Here is a 1,945-nt window from a genome sequence, read left to right as displayed (position 1 = left end):
CCCCGTGGACTGGATGGGGTCCGCGTCGCCCACCGCCTCGTTCAGCGTGCCGTAGCCGCCGAACTCGTTGCCGGCCGAGAAGCGGTACCAGGGGATGGTGTCCTGCATGCGCGACCACTGCTCCAGCGTGGGGCGCTCCTGCTCGCTGGTGCGCGCGCCGGGGATCGGCTTGTACCCCCACATGATGGCGTAGCGGTCGTACGGCCCCACCCGCGGGATGATGTGCTCCAGCGGGATGTTGTCTTCCGGCTGCGCCACGTAGTTGAAGCGCGAGTAGTCCATGATGCTCGGCGAGTGCCCCATCTTGGCGACCCACGTGGGGCTGCGCACGCTGTCGGCCGGGTAGGTGGAGCTGCCGATCTGGTCGTGCTGCAGGCCGATGGTGTGCCCGATCTCGTGCGCCACCACGAACTGCAGCAGCCTTCCCATCAGCGAATCCGGCATGGGAAGCATGCGGGCGCGCGGGTCGATGGCCGCCGCCTGCGTGAAGTACCACGAGCGCTGCAGGTTGAGGATGTTGTGGAACATCCGCACGGAGCCGTTCAGGATCTCGCCCGTGCGCGGGTCGTGCACGTGCGGGCCCACCGCGTTCTCGGTGGTGGACGGAAGCCAGCGGACCACCGTGTGGCGGATGTCCTCGGGCGACCAGTCGGGGTCGTTCGCCGGGACCTCCCCCGGAATGATCCCGTCCTTGAACCCGGCGGCCTCGAACGCCTGCTGCCACTCGATGATCCCCGCGCGCACGAACGGCTTCCACCGGTCGGGCGTGGCCGGGTCCACGTAGTACACGATGGGCTTCTTGGGGTAGCAAAGGTCGCCCTCGCGCCGCTCCGAGCACTCCAGCCGGTAGCGGGTGATGTAGCGCCGCTCGGCGGAGCGGTGCTCGTCGGTGCCGAAGTCCACCTGGCGGATGGAGAAGAAGCCGACGCGCTCGTCGAAGCGGCGCGGCATCATCGGGGTTTCGGGAAGGCGCACCAGGCTCCAGTGCGCCAGAATGCTCTGCGCGAGCCGCGGCGGCGCATTCTGCCCCTGCGTCTGCGAGCTCCCCGGCCCCGTGGGGGTGGGCACGCCCGTCTGCGTGGCCTCGATCTCCACGTTGTCGGGGAAGGCGACGGCGCGCTCCACGTACGACCGCGAAGCATCGATCGTCCCGCGGATGCCGGCGATTTCCGGAACGCTGGTGGTGAAGAGCCGCGTGACGTCGACCACGGCCGCCGAGTCGGCGCCGTACGCTTCCACGTTGAGCACGGCGATGATGGGCGCGTAGTTCGACGTCTCGACGGCGCGGTACACCGAGAGCGAGGTGTCGGCGGTGATGTCGAACTGCGGCGAGCGCAGGATCACGCGGTTGCCGTTGCGCTCCCAGCGCATGGTGCGCTCGGTGAACTGGTCACCGCCGTAGGCGCCGAACTGCCCCGGGGGCAGGTTGGGCGAGGTGGCCGCGGCGCGGGCGTAGCGCCCCACCAGCAGCATGTCCTTGTTCAGCTCCGTCCGCGGGATCTCGAAGAAGAGCTTGTCGCCCACCTGGTGCACCCCGAACATCCCGCGGCGCGAGCGCGCCTCGGAGGTGATGACCGACGAGTAGGCGCGGGGGCGCGCCGCGCGCATCCCTCCGCCTCCCCCGCCGCCCGCGTCTCCGCCGGCGTCGGCGCCGGCACCGTCCGGGGCCGGTGCACCGGTGCGTGCGCCGGGTGCACCACCGGGCGCGGGGGTGGGGCTGGACGCGGGCGGTGGCGGGCGGGTGCACCCCGCCACCAATGCGGCCGCGAGTACCACGGTAAGGCTGTACTTCATAGGGATGTCGCTCCGGGAATGGATGCTCGGCGGCCGTGTGGCGGCCTGCTAAAAGCGTAGCACCCCGGAATGCGGACGGCAAGCGCCGCCGCTCCCTGCGTGCCACACGGGACGAACCATGCTGGATGCGCCGGATGCGGCCGGTCTCGCG

The 1,945-nt window shown here is 70.6% G+C and carries 1 protein-coding gene; it reads right to left on the bottom strand.

What is annotated here, in order from left to right; translation table 11 throughout:
• The coding region (locus VIB55_RS19670) for a zinc-dependent metalloprotease (protein ID WP_331878373.1) at nucleotides 1-1,794 on the bottom strand (1,794 nt) is incomplete at its 3' end.
• Between the last annotated feature and the right edge of the window lie 151 nt (nucleotides 1,795-1,945).

The organism is Longimicrobium sp. (assembly GCF_036554565.1).
GTDB lineage: Bacteria > Gemmatimonadota > Gemmatimonadetes > Longimicrobiales > Longimicrobiaceae > Longimicrobium.
The sequence above is the reverse complement of the archived record's forward strand: the minus strand, read 5'-3'. Positions and strand labels throughout refer to the sequence as shown.